General features: G+C 69.7%; 20 protein-coding genes. 18 read left to right on the plus strand and 2 right to left on the minus strand.

The features are described from left to right. The first annotated feature begins 91 nt into the window (after positions 1-91). Positions 92-1,006 (plus strand): transcriptional activator NhaR, encoded by a 915-nt coding sequence (gene nhaR / locus BMW75_RS03145; protein WP_076517692.1) that lies wholly within the window; start codon positions 92-94, stop codon positions 1,004-1,006. Positions 1,007-1,031: 25 nt separating this feature from the next. Here the strand turns inward: nhaR and BMW75_RS03150 are convergent, their stop codons facing one another. Further along, positions 1,032-1,487 (minus strand): YjjA family protein, encoded by a 456-nt coding sequence (locus BMW75_RS03150; protein ID WP_076517694.1) that lies wholly within the window; start codon positions 1,485-1,487, stop codon positions 1,032-1,034. A gap of 307 nt (positions 1,488-1,794) precedes the next feature. Between BMW75_RS03150 and BMW75_RS03155 the strand changes: the two genes are divergently transcribed. Together BMW75_RS03155 and BMW75_RS03160 are read left to right on the plus strand one after the other, a co-directional pair. After that, the gene (locus BMW75_RS03155; protein ID WP_092576668.1) at positions 1,795-2,583 is read left to right on the plus strand and encodes an alpha/beta fold hydrolase; all 789 of its coding nucleotides are present in this window, start codon (positions 1,795-1,797) and stop codon (positions 2,581-2,583) included. Positions 2,584-2,759: 176 nt separating this feature from the next. Continuing rightward, positions 2,760-3,566 carry a hypothetical protein gene (locus BMW75_RS03160; protein ID WP_092576671.1) on the plus strand — a complete coding sequence of 269 codons (807 nt, stop codon included), beginning with the start codon at positions 2,760-2,762 and terminating at the stop codon, positions 3,564-3,566. Positions 3,567-3,579: 13 nt separating this feature from the next. On the opposite strand, the gene BMW75_RS03165 is transcribed toward BMW75_RS03160, so the two are convergent. Further along, positions 3,580-4,323, minus strand: coding sequence for a lytic transglycosylase domain-containing protein (locus tag BMW75_RS03165; protein WP_092576674.1), 744 nt, complete (start codon positions 4,321-4,323; stop codon positions 3,580-3,582). A gap of 271 nt (positions 4,324-4,594) precedes the next feature. Between BMW75_RS03165 and BMW75_RS03170 the strand changes: the two genes are divergently transcribed. The 15 genes from BMW75_RS03170 to BMW75_RS03240 all read left to right on the plus strand — a co-directional run bounded on the left by BMW75_RS03170 (position 4,595) and on the right by BMW75_RS03240 (position 19,420). Next, positions 4,595-5,263, plus strand: a complete 669-nt coding sequence (locus BMW75_RS03170; RefSeq protein ID WP_076517701.1) for a response regulator transcription factor — start codon at positions 4,595-4,597, stop codon at positions 5,261-5,263. A 4-nt stretch (positions 5,264-5,267) separates the two neighbouring features. Then, positions 5,268-6,821: a sensor histidine kinase gene (locus BMW75_RS03175; RefSeq protein WP_092576677.1), complete on the plus strand. Its 1,554-nt coding sequence runs from the start codon at positions 5,268-5,270 to the stop codon at positions 6,819-6,821. Positions 6,822-6,944: 123 nt separating this feature from the next. Further along, positions 6,945-7,148 (plus strand): Flp family type IVb pilin, encoded by a 204-nt coding sequence (locus BMW75_RS29835; protein ID WP_076521843.1) that lies wholly within the window; start codon positions 6,945-6,947, stop codon positions 7,146-7,148. Between the two features lie 14 nt (positions 7,149-7,162). Next, positions 7,163-7,693 carry an A24 family peptidase gene (locus tag BMW75_RS03185; protein WP_076517705.1) on the plus strand — a complete coding sequence of 177 codons (531 nt, stop codon included), beginning with the start codon at positions 7,163-7,165 and terminating at the stop codon, positions 7,691-7,693. A gap of 125 nt (positions 7,694-7,818) precedes the next feature. Beyond that, positions 7,819-8,802, plus strand: a complete 984-nt coding sequence (gene cpaB / locus BMW75_RS03190; protein WP_092576680.1) for a Flp pilus assembly protein CpaB — start codon at positions 7,819-7,821, stop codon at positions 8,800-8,802. Between the two features lie 69 nt (positions 8,803-8,871). Beyond that, entirely contained in the window at positions 8,872-10,386 is a 1,515-nt protein-coding gene (locus BMW75_RS03195) for a type II and III secretion system protein family protein (protein WP_217646926.1), read from the plus strand. A 20-nt stretch (positions 10,387-10,406) separates the two neighbouring features. Continuing rightward, complete coding sequence (locus BMW75_RS03200; protein ID WP_092576683.1) at positions 10,407-11,093, plus strand: CpaD family pilus assembly lipoprotein; 687 nt, start codon at positions 10,407-10,409, stop codon at positions 11,091-11,093. Between the two features lie 5 nt (positions 11,094-11,098). Further along, a complete protein-coding gene (locus BMW75_RS03205; RefSeq protein WP_092576686.1) occupies positions 11,099-12,370 on the plus strand; it encodes an AAA family ATPase in 1,272 nt (423 codons plus the stop codon). 29 nt (positions 12,371-12,399) lie between these two features. Beyond that, positions 12,400-13,809 carry a CpaF family protein gene (locus BMW75_RS03210; protein ID WP_092576689.1) on the plus strand — a complete coding sequence of 470 codons (1,410 nt, stop codon included), beginning with the start codon at positions 12,400-12,402 and terminating at the stop codon, positions 13,807-13,809. A gap of 21 nt (positions 13,810-13,830) precedes the next feature. Then, complete coding sequence (locus BMW75_RS03215) at positions 13,831-14,814, plus strand: type II secretion system F family protein (protein WP_092576691.1); 984 nt, start codon at positions 13,831-13,833, stop codon at positions 14,812-14,814. 21 nt (positions 14,815-14,835) lie between these two features. Next, positions 14,836-15,777, plus strand: coding sequence for a type II secretion system F family protein (locus BMW75_RS03220; protein ID WP_092576694.1), 942 nt, complete (start codon positions 14,836-14,838; stop codon positions 15,775-15,777). Beyond that, positions 15,774-16,739 carry a tetratricopeptide repeat protein gene (locus BMW75_RS03225; RefSeq protein WP_092576696.1) on the plus strand — a complete coding sequence of 322 codons (966 nt, stop codon included), beginning with the start codon at positions 15,774-15,776 and terminating at the stop codon, positions 16,737-16,739. The genes BMW75_RS03220 and BMW75_RS03225 overlap by 4 nt, the downstream gene beginning before the upstream one ends. Then, positions 16,732-17,259, plus strand: a complete 528-nt coding sequence (locus tag BMW75_RS03230) for a hypothetical protein (protein ID WP_092576699.1) — start codon at positions 16,732-16,734, stop codon at positions 17,257-17,259. The genes BMW75_RS03225 and BMW75_RS03230 overlap by 8 nt, the downstream gene beginning before the upstream one ends. Next, positions 17,256-17,873 (plus strand): TadE/TadG family type IV pilus assembly protein, encoded by a 618-nt coding sequence (locus BMW75_RS03235; protein WP_076517722.1) that lies wholly within the window; start codon positions 17,256-17,258, stop codon positions 17,871-17,873. Before BMW75_RS03230 ends, BMW75_RS03235 begins: the two co-directional genes overlap by 4 nt. Beyond that, a complete protein-coding gene (locus BMW75_RS03240; protein WP_092576702.1) occupies positions 17,870-19,420 on the plus strand; it encodes a hypothetical protein in 1,551 nt (516 codons plus the stop codon). The genes BMW75_RS03235 and BMW75_RS03240 overlap by 4 nt, the downstream gene beginning before the upstream one ends. Positions 19,421-19,455 lie beyond the last annotated feature (35 nt).

Below are 19,455 nucleotides of genomic sequence, written 5' to 3' on the forward strand. Positions count from 1 at the left end.
GCAGCAGCATGGGGCCAGTCTAGATCAGCGCGATTCCTCCAACAATTCGCATATGATGAATCGATAGTCAGATTTTTTGGATTGATCAGCCATGGTCACTCTCAACTACAAGCATCTGCGCTATTTCTGGATGGTCGCCAAGGCCGGCAGCATCGCCCGCGCCGCGCAGCAGCTCCAGCGCACGCCGCAATCCATCAGCGGCCAGCTCCAGGAGCTGGAATCCACGCTGGGCACCGAACTGTTCCGGCGCGCGGGCCGCGGACTGGAACTGACCGATGTCGGCCGCCACGCGCTGCTGTACGCGGACCGCATCTTCACCATGGGCGACGAACTGCTCGACGACCTGCGCGAGCGTCCGGCGCGGCGGGCCATGGAGTTCAAGGTGGGGGTGGCCGAAGGCATGCCCAAGGCCATGGTGTACCGGATGATCGAACCCGCGCTTCATCTGGACGAAGACGTGCGGCTCATCTGCCGCGAAGGGCGCCTGCCTTTCCTGTTGGCCGACCTGGCCGTGCACCGCTTCGACATGGTCATCGCCGATCGCCCCATGCCCAGCAACCTGAACGTACGGGGGTTCAGCCATCTGCTCGGCGAGTGCGGGGTGACCTTCTTCGGATCGCCGCCGCTCTTGGCAAGCCTGCCCGGCAAGTTCCCGGCGCTGCTCGACCAGGCGCCGTTCCTGTTGCCCGGCGAAGACGCCGCCATCCGGCCGCGGCTGCTGCAATGGCTGGACGAACACAACGTGCGCCCGCGCATCGTGGGCGAATTCGACGACAGCGCGCTGATGAACTCATTCGGCCAGACCGGCACGGGCCTCTTTGTCGCGCCGACCGCGACGGCGGCCTATCTGTGCAAGCAGTATCGGGTCCGCGCCATCGGCCACGCGGCGGCCGTCAAGGAGCAGTTCTACGCCATCACCACCGAACAGCGGCTGGAGCATCCCGCCGTGGTGGCGCTGAGCCGGGCGGCGCGGGAGGATATTTTCGGGCCGGCGCGCAAGGCCTAGCGCGGCCCGGCCCCAGCCCGGCGGATTACAGGAACGACTTGGCGTGCTTGAGCACCTGGTCGCACGCCTTCTTGGTGAGCTCTTCCTTCAGCCCGCCGCCGCTCAGGTCCACCGATTTGCCGTCGCTGCCATTGAGCATGCCCTGCACGCCGGCCAGATAGCCGGAATCCGACTTGGCCTGCTGGGTCGAGCCGCCGGAGATCTTGCCCATCAGCTTGTCTTTCATGGCCTGCGCGTCGCCGCCGGCGAGATAGTTGTTCTTCATGCAGAACTCAATCACGCCCGCCGCATTGCCGGCCGAGGCAGGGCTCAGCGAGGACAGGGGCAGGCTGCCGGTCAGGCCCTGCATGGCGCCACTCTGGCCCGAACCGCCCATCTGCCCTTTCACGGCGTCCAGCAGCTGCGCGCTGGCGGCGCCCGCGTAACACTGCGCCGCGATGAGGGCGGCGGCGCCGGCGAGGCGGCGGACATTGATTTTCATGGCTTGCTCCTGGTGCGAAATTGAACAGCGGCCATCGTAGCGGCGCGCCACGGCAGCGCGGCGCGCAGCGCCGGCGCGTAATGCGACAAATCATGTGCGCGCGGTCCACATGCGCCGTGGGGCCGTAGCAATTGCATTCGTAACGTCACCGGTCTGATACGAGCAAGCAAGGCGCCCCGGCCCCGACGGGCGCCGGCCGCACGCCCGCGCGCCTACGCTACTATTGCCGACTGTCCCCGGGGAGGCGGCCGCGCTGCGCCGCCGCATCCGCAGGCGTCCCGAGCCATCTATTTCGTGAGAACCCGCGATGTCGTCCGTGCAATCCCAAGATGTCTTCGTTCCCGCCGCTGGCGGCCAGCTTTTCGTGCGGCGCTGGACGCCCGACGCGCCCGGCGCGAACGACGTCCCCCTCGTGCTGATGCATGACTCGCTGGGCTGCGTGGAACTGTGGCGCGACTTTCCGCAACAGCTTGCCCTCGCGACCGGCCGCGCCGTCATCGCCTACGACCGGCTGGGCTTCGGGCGTTCCGACCCGCATTCGGGCACCTTGGGACCGGACTTCGTGGTCCGCGAAGCCATCGAAGGCTTTCGCGCCGTGCGCGAGGCCCTGGACCTGGACCAGTTCGCGGCGTTCGGCCACAGCGTGGGCGGGGGCATGGCCATTGCCAGCGCCGCCGCGTATCCGCAGTCCTGCCGCGCGCTCGTGACCGAATCCGCACAGGTCTTTGCCGAAGACCGCACGCTGGAAGGCATCCGCCAGGCGCGCGAGTCGTTCGCGCAGCCCGGCCAGCTCGACCGGCTGAAGAAGTACCACGGCGAGAAAGCGGCCTGGGTGCTGGGCGCATGGATCGACACCTGGCTCTCGCCCGACTTCGCGGACTGGACGCTGGACGCGCAACTGGCCCAGGTGAAGTGTCCCGCGCTGGCCCTGCACGGGGACAACGACGAATACGGTTCCACCGTGCATGCCGAGCGGATCGCGCAATTGGCGGGCGCGCAGCCGGTCATCTTCAAGCAATGCGGCCACGTGCCGCACCGCGAGCTGCCCGGGCAGGTGCTGGAGACGGTAGCCGCGTGGCTGAAGACGGCCGCCTGAACGGCCGGGCTTTCAGCGCCGCGGGCCGCCGCCGGCTTTCCTAGCCCGGCGCCAGGCAAGCCGCCACCGGATACACAAGGACATAAAAAATCCGCCGGCAGGGCCTGGAGGCGCCGCCGCGCGCGACTTACTATCGAATCCAGACCGGCGATCCCCTGTGCCGGGCGCGGAGTTCCATGAGCATCCCATCAAGCCCGACAGGCGCCGCGCCGGCAGCCGCCCCCACCCGCTCGCGCCATCTGCTGCCGTGGGCCGTGGTGGTGCTGGTGGCGGTGGGGCTGGCGTTGGCCGGGCCCATCGCGCAGCCCGAGCACTACCATGACTTCGCGGACAAGCGGGCCTGGCTCGGCATTCCCCATGCCGCCGATGTGCTGTACAATCTGGGTTTTGCGGTGGTGGGCTGGTATGGCCTGGCGCTGGTGCTGCAGTCGCGCCAGCGCCCCTCGCTGGACGCGATCCGTCCGGGCTATGCGCTGTTCTTCTTTGCGCTGATGCTCACCGCGTTCGGGTCCGGCTGGTATCACCTGGTGCCCGACAACGCCCGTCTCATCTGGGACCGCCTGCCGATTGCGCTGCTGTGCGCCGGCATCCTGTCGGCCGTCTGGCGCGACACGCTGGGCGATGGGCGCTGGGTCGACGTGCTGTGGACCGTTCTGGCCGTGGCCAGCGTCGGGTGGTGGTGGGTCACGGACAGCCGCGGCGCGGGCGACCTGCGGCCCTACCTCTTCGTGCAGTTCATGCCGCTGCTGCTGGTGCCATTGCTGCAATGGCGCAACGGCACGCCCCGGCGCGAACGCCTGTATTTTGCCGCCGCGATCGGCTGCTATGTGCTGGCCAAGGTTTCCGAAGTGCTGGATCACCAGATTTTCCAGCACGTCGCGTATCTCAGCGGGCACACGATCAAGCACCTTTTTTCCGTGGCCGCGGGCCTGATCGTGACGCTCAATTTCGCGCACCGCAAGCGCGAGGCCGACCGGCCGTAACGCCGGGCGCCGGTCAGCGTTTTCTCGGCGGCACCACCATGAACCCCTGCTCGAATTGCCGGACCGCTTTCGCGTCGTCCTGGCGGGTCCACATGGCAGACGCCGCACCCGAGTTGTCCGCCACCGCGATCCCGGTTTTCGGGGCTCCCGGCTGGTAGGCGGCCATGATCCGGCTCACGTAGTTGCGCGTCTCCGCATAGTCCGGCACGCGGTTGCCGGCGCGCTGCACCGCGCCTTCGCCGGCGTTGTAGGCCGCCAGCGCCAGCTCCAGGTTGCCGTCATAGCGGTCCAGCAACGCGCGCAGATAGCGGCTGCCGGCATTGACGTTCAGGTCGAGCTTGCGCAGGTTTGCCTGCAGCGCCTCGTCCGTGCCCGGCACGCCGTACTGGCTGGCGGTGGCCGGCATGAGCTGCATCACGCCCACGGCGCCCTTGGGCGACACCGCATGCGTGTCAAAGCCCGATTCGGCCTGCGCGACCGCATGGAGGAGGGCGTAGTCCAGCCCGTGGCGTTGCGCGGCCTGTTCCAGCGCCTGGCGGATTTCCGGGCTGGGCTCGGCCGCGCGGCGCGCGCCGCGCGCACCCGTGGACAGGTCGCGGAACAGCAGCCGGTAGCTGTCGTCCAGCGCGGTGGGCGCGAAGTGCGCCATGCCCTGATCGTCGAACGACACATAGACGTCCGCCGCAAGACTGGCCGAGCAAGACAGCAACAATGCCGCGCCCAGCCAGTGGCGGCTTCGAAGGATGAAAGTGGACATGGCAAAGAGGACGTCGCGGCAGCCGCCACGTCCTTGAAGTCAGGATATCGGCCCGAATTCTACAAGAATAACAATCATTCTTATTTACAATAAGATTAAATCTTGTTAAGTTTTAGCCCGTTGCTGTTGCGATATGAATCGTGATCCCATAGGCGCCTGGCCTGAAGACGCAAGCCAGACGGCTTGCCGGGATGAATTTCTGATGCATGCGGCATGAGGGGTTCGGCGACAAACGCTGGCGGAATGAAGTGACACGCGGGCGAGGACATGCATGCGGATACTGCTAATCGAGGACGACAGCAAAGTGAGCTACTGGCTGGCCAGCAAGTTCCAGGCCAGCGGCCATCAGTGCGTGCCGGTCGATTCGGGCGAGCAGGCGCTCGTTGCGCTGGACCGGCAGGTGTTCGACATCGCCGTGCTCGACCGCATGCTGCCCGGCATCGACGGCATCGAGGTGCTGCGGCGCCTGCAAGGCCGCCCGCACCCGCCCGTCATCATCCTGTCCGCCGTCGACCAGGCATCGGACCGCGTCGAAGGCCTGCGCGCGGGCGCGCAGGACCACATCGGCAAGCCCTTCGACTTTCTTGAACTGATGGTGCGCATGGAGCTGCTGGTGCAGCGCCATGACGCCACCCCGCCCAACACGGCGCGCCTGTGCGTGCAGGATCTGCAGATCGACCTGCTGCGCCGCAAGGTAACGCGGTCGGGGCGCGAGATCAGCCTGACCGACAAGGAATTCCTGCTGCTGCGCACGCTGGCCGAGCACGCCGGCCAGACCGTGCCCCGCGGCATGCTGCTGGAAAAGGTGTGGGGCCTGCAGTTCGATCCCCAGACCAACCTGATCGACGTCCACGTCTCGAAGCTGCGCTCGAAGATCGACAAGGACTTTTCGCAACCGTTGCTCAAGACCGTGCGGGCCATGGGATACGTGCTGAGCTGACCCGATGAACACCGTGCAGTTCGACATTCCTGAGACCCTGCGGGCGCTCAGGCAGGGGCCGCTGTCCGGCCTGTTCGGCTCGTGGCAGTCGTTCTGGCGCGACGCGCGCGCGCCGTCGGCCACGGCCGTGCCGCCGCCCACGCGCACGACCAGCCATTTCCGCTACACGGCCTGCTTCGCGTTCATCTTCCTGCTCGTGACGCTGGGTTCGATTGCGTGGGGGCAGAACCTGCTCGAGCACGTCATGGTGCGCCACGTGAAGGACATGGTCGCGGCCGAAATCCGGGCGCACCAGACGCTGAGCAGCCGCGACAGCGCGTCCGAACTGGCGCGCGCGCTGAAGCTGCGCGAAGCCGCGGTGGCGCGGCGCGAGCGCGCGATTTCCGTGCAGGCCGCCGACGGACGCCTGCTGTACGGCGCGGCCGAGCTGCTCTCGCCGCTGATGTGCCAGGGCGGCCAGCAGCCTTGCCGCGGCTGGCTCCGGGCATCGCTGACCACGGGCGAGGGCGCCAGCGAATGGCTGGGCCACGCCTCCCTGCTGCCCGATGGCGGCCGCTATGTCATCGCCTACGACATCCTGCCGATGCTCAACCGCATCTACCCCGTGCCGCTGGTCGTGGGCCTGAGCGTGTTCACGGCCCTGCTGCTCAGCCTGGGCGCGGGCCTGCTCTTTAGCATCGGCGCGGCCAACCGGGTCACGCGCATCCGTCAGACCATGGCGCGCTTTGCGCGCGGGGACCAGGACGCGCGCGTGGCGCTGCATGGCAGCCAGGACGAGTTCGACGAGTTGGGGCACGACGTGAACCAGGCGCTCGAACGCATCGATTTCCTGATGGAAGAGGTGCGCAACGCCACCAATCACATCGCGCACGAGCTGCGCACACCGCTGACGCGCCTGCAGCAGCGCCTGAGCAACGCGGCCGACTCGATGCGCGACAACCCCGCGGCGGAAGCGGAGATGGCGCTGGCGGAAGAAGAAGTGCGGCGCATCCTGTACTTGTTCCGCACCGTCATGCGCATCAGCGAGATCGAGACCGGGCGCTGCCATCACGAACCCGTCGACCTCGATGCGCGGGCCCTGCTGGCCGACCTGCACGATTACTACGATGTCCTGGCCGATCAGCGCGGCGTGGCCCTGCAGATCCGCGTCGAGGACGACCTGCCCCTGATGGGCGACCGCGCGCTGCTGTTCCAGGCGCTGGTGAACCTGATCGACAACGCAATCAAGTATGCGCCGCCCGGCTCGGCCATCACGCTGCTGGCGCGGCGCCGCGGCCCCTGGATCGAGCTGGGCACCGCCGACCAGGGCCCCGGCATCGACGCCGACCAGCGCAGCCAGGCCGTGCAGCGCTTTCGCCGGCTTACGCGCGACCGGACGATCTCCGGCCACGGCCTGGGCCTGGCCCTGGTGCATGCCGTGGCGGCGCTGCACGGCGGGTCGCTGGCGCTGGCCGACAACGATCCCGGCCCGCCGCAAGGCGCCGCGTCCGGCGCGCCGCGCGGCCTGCTGGCCATCCTGCGCCTGCCCTGTAAAAGCGCGGCCGGCGGACGTTCCTGAACGACTCTTAATGATTCGCAGGTTGATCGCTAGCTGCAAATGAATCCTAATATCGTCTGTGTAGTGACGGCTTTCGCAGCCTTCGTTTTTTCCCTTCACGACGATTCTTTCTTGGACCTTCCCGTGACCTCCCGCATCCAACAATTCCTTCGTGACGAAAGCGGCGTGACCGCAATTGAATACGGCATCCTCGCCGCCGCCATGGCCGCCGCGGTCGGGGTGATCTTCGGCTCCGACGGCGCCTTCATCACCGCGCTGCGCGACAAGTTCGGCGCCATCGCCAACGACATCACCGAAGCCGGCACCGACGCCCGCTCGGGCGGCTGATCCGCAGGCGTTTCGTGGCGCACTCCCTGCCCAGCATCATCCTCGTGCCGGCCCTGGCCTGGGTGGTGGTGTCCGACCTGCTGTATCGCCGCATCAGCAACCGCCTGGTGCTGGCGTTGCTGCTGGCATGGGTCGCCTATGCCGGATGGACGCTGGCGCAGGGCAATCCCGCGCTGCGCGCATCGCTGACGACCGGCATCCTGGCCGGCGCCGGCGTGCTGGTGGCGGGGTATTGCCTCTTTGCCATGCGCTGGATGGGCGCCGGTGACGCCAAGCTGATGGCCGTGCTGTGCCTGTGGCTGGGCGAACACACCTTCGTCTTTCTCATCGTCACGGCCCTGGCCGGCGGCGTCATGGCCCTGGCGCTGCCGCTCCTGCGCGCGCTGGAACGCGCCCTGGCGCTGAGCCTGATGCGCCTGAACATCTGGCTGTCCGGCCTGGTCATCCCCACGCCGCACGCGCTGCGCGACGAGCCCATGCAAGGCATTCCGTACGGACTTGCGATTGCCTGCGGCGCCGTCTTCGTGCTCTGGAGCGCCAGCTAGCTTTCGACCAGGCACGACCCGCCACGACCCAGCACCACCCGGCATGACCCAGCGCCCATGGCGCGCCATCAGGGGCTGATACTCGCCTCTGATGCAATTGAAAAGACAAATCACTCCTATTTGCTATGAAGACCCGATCATTGATCCTGCTTGCCTCGGCGATCGCGCTGGCCGCGGGAGCGGCCCTGGTGGGCCGCGCGCTCATGCGCCCGCCGCCACCCGTGACCATCGTCAAGCAGGTCGAAGCGCAGCGCGCGCCCGTGCGCCAGGTGCTGGTGGCGGCCGGGCCGCTGGTCCCCGGCGACTTCGTCGCGGGACGCACGCTGGCATGGCGCGAACTGCCCGCCAGCGAGATCCGGGCCGACCACTACACCGCTGACACCGACGAGGAACGCCGCAAGATCGAACGCGCCGTCGCCGGGGCCACGCCCCGCCGCACGCTGCAGGACGGCCAGCCGCTGACCCGCGACGGGCTGGTGTTCAGCGGCGACCACGGCTTCGTCGCGTCGGTGCTCAAGCCCGAGATGCGCGCCGTGTCGATTCCGACCAACGCGGTGACGAGCAACTCGGGGCTGGTGTCCGCAGGCGACCGGGTGGACGTCATCCTGCATCTGGAGCGCGACAAAGACCAGCCGCCGATGCCGGGCCAGGCCGCCGTCTCCTTTGCCTCGCTGGCGTCGCAGACGATCGTGCGCAACGTGCGCGTGCTGGCATTGAACGGCAATCCGGCGGGCATCGCGCCCGCCAGCAATGCCCCAACGACCCCGGGCGCCGTGGACAAGAAGGCCGTGCCCCTGCGCAATTACTACGAAAGCCTGACGCTCGAAGTCACCCCTCGCGACTCGGAGCGCCTGGCCCTCGCGCAAGAGGTCGGCCCGCTGCAACTGGCGCTGCGCAGCGTGCAGGCGGACACCGTCGAACAGCCTCACGACGCCATGCGGTCGGTGACGCGCATCAACGATGCGACGGACATGTTCAACCAGCCGGCCCGGCAGACGGTCGTCGTGCAGAAGTTCCACGGCGAGCGGCAGAGTACGCAGTCCTTCACGCAGTCCGTCAGTCAGGCGGCGGAGCCAGACGAACCCGCCCCGTCACCCGCCATCCCCTAACCGATGCGCCCCCACCGCCAGCCCGCGGCGACGTCCGCGCTTACTCATGCCCCTTCATCCCTTCACGCCATGATTCACAAGCAGCCCCGCCGCGGCGCGGCCCTCCTGATGCCCCGGTTGTGCCTGGCCGCGCCGCTGTGCCTGGCTGGCGCAAGCGCCCTGGCCGCCCCCTCCACGGAGCCGCGCCCCCGTCCGGCGGTCGACGTCATGAACACGCCGTCGGCCTTGCCCGCCAGCCTGCAGAAGATCGCGCCCACTGGCGAAATCACGCTGCACGTGCGCGAAGGCCAGTTGCTCAAGCTGAAGTCCGATGCGGCCAAAGTGCTGGTGGCCGACCCCCGCGTGGCCAGTTTCCAGGTTCCCTCGCCCAACAACATCTTCGTCTTCGCGCAGTCCGTGGGCACGACGGCGCTGTACGCGCTGGATGCGCAGGACAAGGTCATCGCCGCGATCCGCGTCGTGGCCGAGCACGACCTGTCCACGCTGCGCACGCAGATCCTGCGGTCCGTGCCCGGCGCCGACATCGAGCTGGAGCCCTCGCTGAACAACCGCATCATCGTGCGCGGCAACGTGCGCACGCCCATCGAGGCGCGCCAGATCGTCGACCAGGTGCAGGCCTATCTGGACGGCGTGTCGGCAGGCACGCAGGGCGGCGGCGCGCGCGGCGCCGGCAACACCCGCGACGGCGTGATCAACCAGCTCAAGGTGGAGCTGTCCTCGCAGATCAACATCCAGGTGCGCGTCGTCGAGGTGTCTCGCACGCTGTCGCACGAGCTGGGCTTTGACTGGGCGGCGACGCTCAATTCGGGCAGCGGCGCGTGGGGGATCATGACGGGCAGCGCGGCCGGCGGCTTCGCGCCCGCCACCGAGACCATCAATCCGTCGCTGTTCGATTCCGTCACGGGCAAGAACTTCTCCAGCCTGATACCGGGCCGCACCACGTCCACCTTCGCGGCGGGCGGCATGACCACGCGCGGCCGCTTCACCATGGGCGGCCTGATCTCGGCGCTGTCGGCGGAGGGCTTCGCCTCGGTCCTGGCCGAACCCAACCTCACCGCCATGTCGGGCGAAAGCGCGGCCTTCGCCGCGGGCGGCGAGGTGCCCATCGTCATCATCACCAACAACAACGTGCAGATCGACTTCAAGTCGTACGGCGTGATCCTGCGCATGACGCCGACCCTGCTGTCCGCCAACCGCATCAGCCTGCACATCGCGCCCGAAGTGAGCGAGCTGACGGAAGACGGCGCGGTCACGCTGCAGGGCATCTCCATCCCCGCGCTGAAGGTGCGCCGCGCCGACACCACGGTGGAACTGGCCAGCGGCCAGAGTTTTGCGCTGGCCGGCATGCTGCGGTCGACGCAGGCCCAGACCGTGTCCGGCGTGCCGGGGCTGAGCAGCATTCCGCTGCTGGGCCGGCTCTTCGAGCACGAAGTGTCCGCCAAGGACGAAACCGAGCTGGTCATCCTGGTCACCGCGAACGTGGTCGATCCGGTTGCGGCCGGCGAGCTGCAGGTGCCGGGCCAGGGCCTGGCCGGCATCGACGACCTGCTGCCGCCGCAAGCCCCCATCGGCTACCTGTACTGAACGCGGACGAGAACCACGCCATGGACTACGACAAGACCCTTACCACGCGCCGCCTGCTGCCGCTGGCGCCGCTGTTGCTGGCCCTGCTGCTGAGCGGCTGCGGCACGCAGTTGAACGACCTGCGCGCCCAGCGCTTCGGCGCCGGCGAAGCCGCCAAGGCGCCCACCGTGGCGCCGCGCGCCGTCGCGCTGGCGCTCCAGGCCGCGCCGGACGGCAACGGCCTGACGGCCGAATCGCTGAACGCGGCCAACGAGCTGCTGACGCGCCAGGGCCGCATCGACGCGCAGGTGCTGACGCTCACGCCCTTCAACGCCCGCGGCGAGGCGCTGGCGCAGCGCCTGGCGCAAGCGCTGGCCCGCAGCGGCGCGCGCGCGCCCCGGGTCGAATCGCTGCCCCGCGACGCGCAGCGCCTGCAAGAGGCGGCGCAGGCCGGCTGGGACCTGGAGCTGCAATCCGAGGCGATGACGGTGCAGGCCACGCGCTGCAGCATCGCCAAGCCGGACGACTGGACCATCCATCCCTACTACGGCGTCGGCACGCTGGGCTGCGCGAACCGCGCCAACCTGGCGCGCATGGTGAGCGATCCGCGCGACCTGGCGCGCCCGCGCACGCTGGAAGGCGCGGACGGCAAGGCGGCGGCCGGCGCCGTGGACCGCTACCAGACCGGCGAAACCCGCGACCTGATCGACATCGACTTCGACAACTGACGGCCATGAGCAACACGACACCGACCCGCAACGGCGCGCCCACCCAAGGCCCGGCCGTCTTCGCCGCCCCGGCCGACCTGCCCGTCATCGGCGAGCAGCTCGTCCGCCTGCAGCGTCCCGCCTGCGCCCTGCAGGCAGGCGGCCCCGCGGCGGCCGCCGCCTGGTGCGCCGCGAATCCGCTGCCCGGCGTGCTGCTGGCGGACATCACGGGCGAAGCCCATCCGATCGCGGCCCTGCTGGAACTGGCGGCCCTCGCGGGCCCGGCCTGCCGCATCGTGGCGCTGGGCGACAAGCAGGACGTGGACCTGTACCGCCAGCTTCTGCAAGCCGGCATCTTCGACTACCTGATCAAGCCGCCGCGCCTGGACCTGCTGGCCGACACGCTGGCCCGCGCCGACGACGACACGCCGCTCGGCCAGGGCGGCAGCGCGCGCGCCGGCCGTTCCGCGGCCATCGTGGGCGCGGCGGGCGGGCTGGGCGTCAGCACGCTGACCGCGGCGCTGGGATTGTGGCTCGCGCACGCGCGCCAGACCCCGACTGTGCTGGTGGACTTCGACCGGCGCAAGGGCGACCTGCCGCTGCTGCTGGGCCTGGAAGCCGATGCAGGCCTGGCCAGCCTGCTGTCCGCGCCCGATATCGATCCGCGCCTGCTGCAACGCACGCTGTTGGCGGCCGGTCAGGTGCCGCCGCCCGCGGGCGGCGAGCCGTCCGCCCGCCTGCAACTGCTGGCGCAGCGCCCCGGCCCGGAAACCCCCTTCGACCCCGAGCGCGCGCTGGAAATCGGCGGCGCGCTGTGCCAGTGGTTCTCGCTGTCGCTGTGGGACCTGCCGTCGCACCGGCCAGCCGGCGCCGATGAAGTGCTTGCCCATGCCGACATCCGCGTCGTGCTGACCGAACTGACGGTGCAGGGCGCGCGCAACACCCATCGCCTGCTGGCCGAGCTGGGCGAGGGCGGTCCCGGCCAGCGGCTGGTCCTGGTGGCCAGCGATGCGCGCCAGGCCCAGGGCGCCGCGCTGACCGCGACGCAGTTCGAGGAATTCGTCGGACGGCGCATCGACCAGCACCTGCCCTACGCGGGCCAGGCGCTGGCGGCCAGCCTGTTGAAAGGGCCGCTGTCGCCGCACGCGGCGCCCGCGTATGCGCAGGCCGTCGCCCAGTTGGGCGCGCGCGTCCTGGGCCTGCCGCTGGCCGCGCCCGCCGTCCACGCGGGCCACGTGCAGCGGCTGCGTGCCTGGCTGAACCGGTCCGCGCCCGCGCGCCGCGCGGCGCGCGCCTGATTCCACCGCGAACCCCACCGGACGACCTCATGCTGCCCCGCCGCAAGCCCGCTACTTCCACCCCCCACGCGCCCGCTGCCCCCGCGCCGGCGCCGGTTGCCGCGCTGCCCGACGCCGCGCCGATACCCGCCGCCGCGCCCGCGGCCCGCACGCCGCCGCCCGCACCGCGTCCCGTCGCCGCCGCCACCCCGCCCAGCGCGGAGAGCAGCGCCCAACGCCGCGTGATCCGCAACGAGCTCTTCGAACTGATCGACCCGCTCAAGGCCGCGGCCATGCCGCGCGACCGGCTGCAGGCGCAGATCGACGCGCTGATCCGCCGCATCTGCGACGAGCAGCGCCTGCAGCTTTCAGGCCAGGAAGAAGAGCTGATCGCGCGCCAGATGCTGGATGAAATGGTGGGCGTGGGTCCCATCGAGCCCCTGCTGGCCGACGACACGGTCAACGACATCCTGGTCAACGGCGCGAACCAGATCTTCGTCGAACGCTTCGGCAAGCTGGAGCTGTCGTCCATCACCTTCATCGACGAAGAGCACGTCTTCAACACCGCGCAGCGCATCGCCGCCCGCGTGGGCCGCCGCATCGACGAAGCCAACCCCATGGTCGACGCCCGCCTGCCCGACGGCAGCCGCGTGAACGTCATCACCCATCCGCTGGCGCTGGACGGCACCACGATCTCGATCCGCAAATTCATGCGGCGCGATCTGTCGCTGGAATCGCTGGCCCAGCGCGGCGCCATGTCCATGGACATGGCCGTGCTGCTACGCCGCGCGATGGAAGCGCGCCTGAACATCGTGGTGTCCGGCGGCACCGGCGCCGGCAAGACCACGCTGCTCAACGCGCTGTCGCAGAACATCAGTCCGCTCGAACGCATCATCACCATCGAGGACGCCGCCGAACTGCAGCTGCAGCAAGAGCACGTCATCCGCCTGGAGACCCGGCCCGAAAGCGCCGAAGGCGGCGGCCGCGTGGACCAGCGCGACCTCATGAAGAACGCGCTGCGGATGCGCCCCGACCGCATCATCCTGGGCGAAGTGCGCGGCGGCGAATGCTTTGACATGCTCCAGGCCATGAACACCGGCCACGACGGGTCGCTGTGCACCGTCCACGCCAACACGCCGCGCGACGCCCTGATGCGCCTGGAAAACATGGTGATGATGGCCAACATGCAGCTCCCGCTGGCCGCCATCCGCCGCCAGATCGCCAGCGCCGTCGACCTCATCGTGCAGATCGAACGCATGCGCGACGGCGCGCGGCGCGTGGTGTCGATCATGGAAATCTGCGGCATGGAAGAAGAGGTGATCCAGACGCAGGAACTGTTCATCTTCCGCTCGCGCGCCGGCTCGACGGCCACGCAGGTGCTGGGCGAACACACGGGCAGCGGCCTGCGGCCGAACTTCTACACCGAGAAGTCGCACCTGTTCGACCAGGACATCGCCTGACGGCGGCAAGGCAGCCCGGACATGCTCGATCTCTTTACCCTGCTCATCTTCCTGCTGGTGTTCGTCGGCTTTTTCGCCGTGCGCGCCAACAGCCGGCGCCAGCGCCGCGAAGACGCCATGGCGGCCCGCCTGGCGGCGCTGCGCTTGCAGATGCAGCGCGAAAGCGGCCTGGCCGCGGCCGTGCTGCAATCGCCCGACTCCATCGCGCTGCCGGGCCAGGACGACCTGATGCCGCGCTGGCCGTGGCTGGGACTGCGCCTGGCGCGCCTGCGCGACGGCCTGCGCGCCCTGGGCTGGCTGCCCACGCTGCGCCAGCGCGTCCTGGTCTCGGCCGCCGCCGCGCTGATCGGCGGCCTGGCGCTGGTGCGCATGACAGGGACGCCGATCTTCCTGGCCTTGCTGGCCGCGCCCGTGCTGTGGACCGCGCTGTGCGGCGTGCTGTATCAGCAGGCCATGACCAAGCACCTGGCGGCGCTGGCGCGCAGCCTGCCCGAAGCCATCGACGGCATCACGCGCATCTGCCGGTCCGGCGTGCCGCTGCACAGCGCGTTCGGGATCGCCGCGGACCACCTGCACGGCCCGCTCGCGCCCGAACTGCGCGAGATCGAAAACTGGCTCAAGCTCGGCGTGCCGCTCAAGCAGGCCATGCAGTCGTCCGCGCAGCGCGTGCCGCTGCCCGAGTACCGCTTCTTCGCCGTCATCCTCATCATCAGCCAGGAATCGGGCGGCCGCCTGGGCGACACGCTGGAGCGCCTGTCCGCCACGCTGCGCGCGCGCGCCGAACTGGGCATGAAGGTGCAGGCCAAGACCTCCGAGGCGCGCGCCTCGGCCAAGATCGTCGCCCTGCTGGTGCCGGGCGTGCTGCTCTACATGTACCTGAATTCCCCGGAAGATTTCCGCTTCATGTTCAACGACGCGGCGGGCGTCAAAGTGATGATCTACGCCGCCGCCAGCGTTGGGCTGGGCCTGTTCATCACCCACCTGATGGTCAAGCGCATCCGCTGACCCGCCCGCGACCTAGCTGCCATGCCCCTGCTTTCCGATCCCCTGGCGCCCCTGCTGCTGCTGGCCTTCATTGCCGGCATCGCGCTGGCCGCCTGGCTGCTGCGCGCCGAAGCGCGCCGCAACCCCCTGCACGACCGATTGGGCCGCCGCGGCCGCGGCGCCGCCCAGGCCACCGCCTCCATCGCGTTGGACGCCAGTTCGCCGCTGCCGCCGCTGGCGCAAGGCGTCGCGGCCTTCGGCATGAAGCTCGCCGGCACCGAACAGGACCGGCTCGCCACCGAGCGCCTCCTGGCTCAGGCCGGATGGCGCCGGGCCGAGGCCTGCGGCCTCTTCATGGCGGCCAAATACGGCAGCGGCGTCGTGCTGTGCGCGCTGGCGCTGTGGCTGCTGACCAGCCCGCAGACGCGCTTCGGCCTGACCGGCCTGGCGGTCGGCCTGATTTCGCTGTTCGTCGGCACCACGCTGCCGGAACTCCTGGTCAAGCTGCGGGCCGGCCGGCGCCACGAAGCCCTGGCGCGCAGCATGCCCGACGCGCTGGACCTGATGGTGATCTGCGCCGAGGCCGGCCTGCCATTCCCGCGCATCCTGAAGGTGGTCTCGCGCGAACTGGCCTTCAGCGCGCCCGCCATGGCCGATGAACTCGCCTTCACCAGCGCCGAGCTTCAGCTGCTGCCCGACCGCTCGGCCGCGCTGCGCCACCTGGCCGACCGCACCCGCGTGCCCACGATCGAAAGCATGGTCGGCTCGCTGGTGCAGGCCGAACGCTACGGCACGCCGCTGGCGCAGGCGCTGCGCACCATCGCCGAGGAAAGCCGCAGCCGTCTCATCCTGGAACTGGAAGAGAAGGCCGGCAAGCTGCCCGCGCAGCTCAGCGTGCCCCTCATGACCCTGATCCTGCCGCCGGTGGTCGCCATCGTCGCCACGCCCGCGCTCATGCGCGTTATCCGGACCCTGATGCAATGAACGCAACCCTTCCCCTGTTTCCGCTGCCCGCCGCGCGCCTTGGCCGCGCCGGCGCCGTGTTGCTGCTGGCCCTCATGTTGAGCGCATGCAGCACCTTCACCAAGACCGACTCGGCATCCGCGCCCAGCAGCCGCAATCTGCTGACCCAGTCCAACGCAGGCGGCGCCTCGCCCCGTCCGCTTGCCAGCAGCGACGACCCGGCGGCCGAGGGCCTGAAACTCGCGCGGCTGCTGCGCGACCAGGGCCGCTACGAAGGCGCGGCCGGCGTCTACGCCCAGCTGGAACAGCGCGGCAGCCTGAAGCCGCTGGAACTGCTGGAATACGCCAGCGTGGCCGCGCCCACCCAATCGCCGCGCGACAACCTGGCGCTCTTCGGCCGGGCGCGCCGCGCCTTGAACGAATCCGGCGTGACCCTCACTCCCGCCGCCACAGTCACCCTGTGCAATGGCCTGGGCCGCGCGCGCATGGCGCTGGGACAGCGCGACGCGGCGATGCAGGATTTCGACTGCACCCTGGCCGCGGACGCCAACAACGTCGCGGCGCTCAATGCCAAGGGCGTGCTGCTCGACGCCAGCGGCGACCACGAGCAGGCGCGCAAACTGCTCGCCCACGCCTGGGAACTGGATCCGTCGGACTTTCGCGTGCTGAACAATCTGGCGCTGTCGCACCTGGCCGGCGGCGACGCGCAGGAGGCCATCCGCCTGCTGTCGCAGGCCGACGCGGTCCAGCTTCCGACGCTCAAGCTGAACCTCGCCTTTGCCCAGGTCCTGCAGGGCGACGAGGGCGCGGCCCGCAAGACGCTGGAAGGCATCATGGCGCCGGCGCTCGTTCCACAGGCGCTGGCCGACTTCGCGCAGCGCCGCCAGCGCATCCGCGACGGCGCGCCGGTCGGCAGCGAGCTGATGGCCGCCAGCCGCCACGTGCTGCAGCTGCGCGAGAAGGAGGCCAACGGCCATGGCTGACCAGACGCCCGGCGTGCGCCGCGTCCCACGCCGCCAGCGCGGCTCCCTGTCGGTCGAAGCGGCCTATGTGCTGCCCGTCGTCATCGCCGCCGCGATGATGTTCATGGAACTGGCCAACATCGGACTGACCATCAACATGGGCGCCAGCGCGCTGGAACGCGCCGTGCAGCAGTTCCGCCAGGACGGCGCGGCGGGGATGCAGGACGGCGGCGCCATCGAATCGCTGGTGCGCGCGCGCATGGTGGCCGCCTCGCACAACTACCTGGACGACGAGAACATCGCCACCGTCGAAGTCGAACGCTTCGCCTCGCTGGACGCGATGGGCGGCGGCGCCACCGAGGATGAGGCCGAAAACGCCGCCTTGACCAAGGTGCCGGCCTGGCGCATCGAGGTCGACGTGCGCAAGGACTTCATCACGCCCTTGCCCCGCCTGCTTGGCGTGGACAGCGGCGCCTTCCGCTACCGCTATCAACAGGTGCTGGCCTATCTGCCGCAGCGCTCGGAAGGATCGCAGCCGTGACCGCCGCCCCGCGCCCGCCGCGCCGCCCCCCCGCCGCGCGCCGCCGCCAGCGGGGCGCGCTGGCCGTGGAGGCCGCCCTCGTCCTGCCCATCCTCTTGGGCGTCGGCATGATCGGCGCCGACATGCAGCGCATCCACAGCGAGCGCATCCGCGTCGAGAACGCGGCCGGCGCCATGGCCTTGAACCTGGCCGCGCAACGGACGCTCACGGCCGGCGGCGTCGACGCGCTCGCCCGCATCGCCATGCAGGGCCACGAGGACATGCAGCAGCTCATCATCCTGCACGTCCTGCAGTCCGGCCGCATCGAATGGGCGCTGCGGCGCGGCGGCGCGGACGATCTCTGCCAGGCGCCGGCCTCGGGCGGCCGCTACACCGGCGCCTTGCCCCAGGATCCGCCCGAGGCGGCCCAAGGCGCGGCGGACAACAGCACCCTGTCGATGATCGTGGTGAAGGCCTGCCGCGGCACCGGCGACATCTCCCTGTGGGCCGGCCTGCCGCTGCCCGAGGTCCTGGAAACCGGCGCCATCTTCCGCGCCACCGCCCGAACCATCACGCTGGACGACACGCTGCGCGCGGAAAGCGTCGCAAGCGGATTGGCCTACGCCGAACCATGAACAACCGTAACGACAAGGTCTTCTCCCTGGCTCGCCAACGTGGCGCGTCCGCCGTGCTTTTGCTGCTGCTCGTGACCGCGGTGGCCGTGCTCGCCGCCTACGCCTCGGACGGCACGCGCATGACGGCCGACGCCGCGCAGATGAAGCGCGCGACCGACGCGGCGGCGCTGGCATCCGCCGCCGCCTATGCCAAGAGCCGCGATGCCGACATCCAGGACATCGCCGAGCGCTACGTGGCGGTCAATCTCGGCATGGACCGCGCCCAGATGCGGCGCGCGCTGTCGGTCAGGGCAGAGACCATCACTAAAGACGACATGCCCGGCACGCGCGTCACCGCCACGTTCGAGGCGGCCAGCATGCTGGCCGATACGCCGGCCGAATCCGTCACGGTGGCCTCGGCCGCCGTCTCGCGCCAGCGCTCGCTGGAAGTGGCGCTGGCGCTGCCCAATACGCTGGGCGAGGACGCCGCCAACCTCGCCGCGCTGCGCCGGCTGGGCAAGTCCTTCGCCTCGCGGCTGCTGGAAGACGCGGAAAGCGCCTGGCTCGCGCTGGTGCCCTACAGCCAGGCGGTCAATGTCTACGATCCGGAGCAGTCCAACCGCATCCGCCTCTGGAGCGCGCCCGGCGCGCTCAACCCGGTGGAACTGACCTCCCTGTTCCGCACCGGCTACGCCGGCCTGGCCGACCGCCGCATCCCCGACCGCCGCGCCAACCTGCTGTGCATGTACCGCGGCCTGAACCGCGGCGACAACTATTTCTGGACCGACCCGCCCGCCGGGCAATTCGGCGTGTACTACCGCCACGACCTGCCCGAAAACGGCAGCCCGGGCGCCCCGCCCATCCGCTGGATCGGCCCCAACCCCTTCTTCGGCCAGGCCACCGGCGTGAACGACACGCGCTGGATGGTGGCGGACCGCGGCTGCCCCCATGCGGCCCTGCTGCCCCTGACCAACGACCTCGGCAAGATCGGCGACCGGCTCGACCAGATGAGCACGCGCTTTAACACCAACCATGCGATCGCGATGGGCTGGGCCGCCATGGCCCTGGCCCCGGCCTTTCGCGGCGGCTCCGGCTGGGCGCTGGAGGACGAGCTGCCCAAGGACTTCGACGACGGCACGGGCGATCGCGTCAAGGCCATCGTCTTCCTGACCAATTCCACCGGACAGCGCTGGTTCGACACGGATTCCTACAACGCCTACGTCGGCCAGAAGATCGACGGCGATTCGGACGAAGGCGGCGGCGAAGCCAGCGTCGTGACCGAACGCTTTTCGCGCCTGTGCAGCAGTCTGCGCGCCCGCAACGTGAAGTTCTACCTGATCGTCACCGGCAGCGACGAGGCCACGGACGAAGACGGCCAGATCCTCAGCGCATCGGCGTTCCGGCGCATCGCCGGTCCGGGCCTGGCGGTCTGCGCCGAGAAGGGATCGGACCAGATCTACCTGTCCGGCAGGGACTTCGTGGTCTCCGAGGGCCCCATCCAGAACCGCCTTGACGACATCGTCGACGAATTGCGCCAGCTCGCCGCGCTGACCACGCTCGTCGAATAAGCCTATCCACGCACCCCCATTCGCCCAGGACTGCC

It is taken from the genome of Achromobacter sp. NFACC18-2, from assembly GCF_900108985.1.
Classification (GTDB): Bacteria; Pseudomonadota; Gammaproteobacteria; order Burkholderiales; family Burkholderiaceae_B; genus Achromobacter.

What these genes read in the sequence shown, in the direction of transcription:
- nhaR (WP_076517692.1), top strand. Translation starts at nt 92, where the DNA reads ATGGTCACTCTCAACTACAAGCATCTGCGCTATTTCTGGATGGTCGCC.
- BMW75_RS03150 (WP_076517694.1), bottom strand. Translation starts at nt 1,487, where the DNA reads ATGAAAATCAATGTCCGCCGCCTCGCCGGCGCCGCCGCCCTCATCGCG.
- BMW75_RS03155 (WP_092576668.1), top strand. Translation starts at nt 1,795, where the DNA reads ATGTCGTCCGTGCAATCCCAAGATGTCTTCGTTCCCGCCGCTGGCGGC.
- BMW75_RS03160 (WP_092576671.1), top strand. Translation starts at nt 2,760, where the DNA reads ATGAGCATCCCATCAAGCCCGACAGGCGCCGCGCCGGCAGCCGCCCCC.
- BMW75_RS03165 (WP_092576674.1), bottom strand. Translation starts at nt 4,323, where the DNA reads ATGTCCACTTTCATCCTTCGAAGCCGCCACTGGCTGGGCGCGGCATTG.
- BMW75_RS03170 (WP_076517701.1), top strand. Translation starts at nt 4,595, where the DNA reads ATGCGGATACTGCTAATCGAGGACGACAGCAAAGTGAGCTACTGGCTG.
- BMW75_RS03175 (WP_092576677.1), top strand. Translation starts at nt 5,268, where the DNA reads ATGAACACCGTGCAGTTCGACATTCCTGAGACCCTGCGGGCGCTCAGG.
- cpaB (WP_092576680.1), top strand. Translation starts at nt 7,819, where the DNA reads ATGAAGACCCGATCATTGATCCTGCTTGCCTCGGCGATCGCGCTGGCC.
- BMW75_RS03195 (WP_217646926.1), top strand. Translation starts at nt 8,872, where the DNA reads ATGATTCACAAGCAGCCCCGCCGCGGCGCGGCCCTCCTGATGCCCCGG.
- BMW75_RS03200 (WP_092576683.1), top strand. Translation starts at nt 10,407, where the DNA reads ATGGACTACGACAAGACCCTTACCACGCGCCGCCTGCTGCCGCTGGCG.
- BMW75_RS03205 (WP_092576686.1), top strand. Translation starts at nt 11,099, where the DNA reads ATGAGCAACACGACACCGACCCGCAACGGCGCGCCCACCCAAGGCCCG.
- BMW75_RS03210 (WP_092576689.1), top strand. Translation starts at nt 12,400, where the DNA reads ATGCTGCCCCGCCGCAAGCCCGCTACTTCCACCCCCCACGCGCCCGCT.
- BMW75_RS03215 (WP_092576691.1), top strand. Translation starts at nt 13,831, where the DNA reads ATGCTCGATCTCTTTACCCTGCTCATCTTCCTGCTGGTGTTCGTCGGC.
- BMW75_RS03220 (WP_092576694.1), top strand. Translation starts at nt 14,836, where the DNA reads ATGCCCCTGCTTTCCGATCCCCTGGCGCCCCTGCTGCTGCTGGCCTTC.
- BMW75_RS03225 (WP_092576696.1), top strand. Translation starts at nt 15,774, where the DNA reads ATGAACGCAACCCTTCCCCTGTTTCCGCTGCCCGCCGCGCGCCTTGGC.
- BMW75_RS03230 (WP_092576699.1), top strand. Translation starts at nt 16,732, where the DNA reads ATGGCTGACCAGACGCCCGGCGTGCGCCGCGTCCCACGCCGCCAGCGC.
- BMW75_RS03240 (WP_092576702.1), top strand. Translation starts at nt 17,870, where the DNA reads ATGAACAACCGTAACGACAAGGTCTTCTCCCTGGCTCGCCAACGTGGC.